This window comes from Nostoc sp. 2RC (assembly GCF_014222165.1).
In the GTDB taxonomy this organism is placed as follows: domain Bacteria; phylum Cyanobacteriota; class Cyanobacteriia; order Cyanobacteriales; family Nostocaceae; genus Nostoc; species Nostoc linckia.
Genome location: NZ_JACKZU010000650.1, coordinates 1 through 2,056, shown reverse-complemented (window position 1 = coordinate 2,056; position 2,056 = coordinate 1). Strand labels below are relative to the sequence as shown.

Here is a 2,056-nt window from a genome sequence, read left to right as displayed (position 1 = left end):
CTCCCTAGCTCCCCATCTCCCCATCTCCCCATCTCCTCATGCCCAATTCTCCTAAATAGATCTGTCCACTTGCCGTTGGCTTGACTACACTTAGAAATTAGCAACTGCATTGCTGTCCTTGAGCAGAATGATTATGAAGTTATCCTTAAAGCAACTGGCCGTTTATCTGTTTTTACTGGTGATCGGCGGTGGTGCAGGTTTGTTTGGCAGTCGTTTTCTACTGCCACAAAATTCCTCATTTCAACAGTTAAAAAATGTCACAATAGCTTTGCCCCCAGAACCAGTAGTTCCTAGTTCTCCCAACGGAACCATCGGTGGTACTGGAGGCGATAATGTAAATTTTATTGCAACGGCAGTGCAAAAAGTTGGGCCGGCTGTGGTGCGAATTAATGCCACTCGCAAAGTAGCCAATCCCATTTCTGATGCTTTGAAAAATCCCCTCTTACGGCGATTCTTTGGAGAGGACGAACAACCAATTCCCCAGGAACGCATTGAACGCGGTACGGGTTCGGGATTTATTTTGAGCGAAGATGGACAACTACTTACCAACGCTCATGTGGTAGCCGATACAGATACAGTATTAGTTACCCTCAAGGATGGTCGGACTTTTGAGGGTAAGGTGGTGGGAGTCGATTCCATGACTGATGTGGCGGTAGTGAAAATCAAAGCAAATCATCTACCGACGGTGAAGTTGGGAAATTCACAAAATTTGATACCAGGACAATGGGCGATCGCTATTGGTAATCCTCTGGGTTTAGATAACACTGTCACCATTGGCATCATCAGCGCTACAGACCGCACTAGCACTCAGGTCGGCGTCCCAGATAAGCGGGTTAGTTTTATCCAAACTGATGCAGCAATTAATCCTGGTAATTCTGGCGGGCCGTTGTTGAATGCCCAAGGGGAAGTGATTGGTGTGAACACCGCCATCCGCGCTGATGCCCAAGGACTAGGCTTTGCCATCCCCATTGAAACCGCCGCCCGCATTGCTAATGAGCTATTTACCAAAGGGCGTGTAGAACATCCCTTCTTGGGCATTGAAATGGCAGATCTATCTCCAAGCAGAAAACAGCAGATTAATCAAGAAAATCAGCTGAATATTCAGCAGGAAGTAGGGGTTGTCATTAAAGGAGTAACAGAGGACTCTCCAGCCAAGCAGGGGGGACTTATTGCTGGGGACGTGATTCAAAAAGTCAACGGCCAGCCAGTTAAAACTTCAGCCCAAGTACAAAAGCTGGTAGAGTCCAGTAAAGTTGGAGATATTTTAGCGATCGAAGTCAATCGTAGCGGTAAAGTTCAAACTTTCAAAGTGCAATCAGGAACTTACCCCAAAAAATAGCTGGGAGTTAGAAGTTATGAGTGAGGAGTGAGAAGTTAAGAGTTAGAAATTATGAGTCAGGAGTGAGGAGTTGGGAGTTAGAAGTTAAAAACTTTCCACAATTCTTAACTCATAACTCAGAACTCCTAACTTTCACCTCATCACTCATAACTTTTGTTCTAAATGCATCCTCTGTTCCATCTGACGCAGAAAATAACCCGTCATCATCGCAGATGCTAGAAGTCCAGCTAGGTTCTCCCGATCTGTTGTAATTTGTACATTGAAATTTTCTGCCGGGAGCATTCCTACTAACCCTTGGACATTTTGCGAAATGATTTGTTTAATTTCAGGGCTAACAGACTGGGCTACCCTGGCTAAAACATCAGGAGACTGATGTTGTAAGTATTTGAGTAATTGATTGGGGTATTCTTCAGAGTGATCCGAAAGAAGTTGATTAGGGTGTTCCTCAGGGTTGTCGTTCAAAAAGTCAGGATTAAACACCATTGGCAGTTTTATTTAGCTTAATTGCTAACTCTACTCTAAACCATAGTACAAGGGTAGCGCATTCACCACGGGTATAAGTCATTAAGAGGACGGGGCAAACTCGGCATGGGGAAAGGGAAAGGGAAAGGGGTAAGGGGAAAAGGGGAAAGATTAAATTTATTCCTTTTCCCTTTAACCTTTAACCTTTTCCCCTACCCAAGGACAAGGGGAAAGGGAAAGGGGTAAGGGGAAAGG

Annotated in this window: 2 protein-coding genes; one reads left to right on the top strand and one right to left on the bottom strand. The window is 44.8% G+C overall.

Annotated features, from left to right (window positions below; genetic code table 11):
- Window positions 1-133: 133 nt before the first annotated feature.
- A complete protein-coding gene (locus GNE10_RS34145) occupies window positions 134-1,339 on the top strand; it encodes an HhoA/HhoB/HtrA family serine endopeptidase (protein WP_185570452.1) in 1,206 nt (401 codons plus the stop codon).
- Between the two features lie 144 nt (window positions 1,340-1,483).
- On the opposite strand, the gene GNE10_RS34140 is transcribed toward GNE10_RS34145, so the two are convergent.
- Window positions 1,484-1,822, bottom strand: coding sequence for a DUF760 domain-containing protein (locus GNE10_RS34140; RefSeq protein ID WP_099070875.1), 339 nt, complete (start codon window positions 1,820-1,822; stop codon window positions 1,484-1,486).
- Window positions 1,823-2,056 lie beyond the last annotated feature (234 nt).

What these genes read in the sequence shown, in the direction of transcription:
- GNE10_RS34140 (WP_099070875.1), bottom strand. Translation starts at nt 1,822, where the DNA reads ATGGTGTTTAATCCTGACTTTTTGAACGACAACCCTGAGGAACACCCT.
- GNE10_RS34145 (WP_185570452.1), top strand. Translation starts at nt 134, where the DNA reads ATGAAGTTATCCTTAAAGCAACTGGCCGTTTATCTGTTTTTACTGGTG.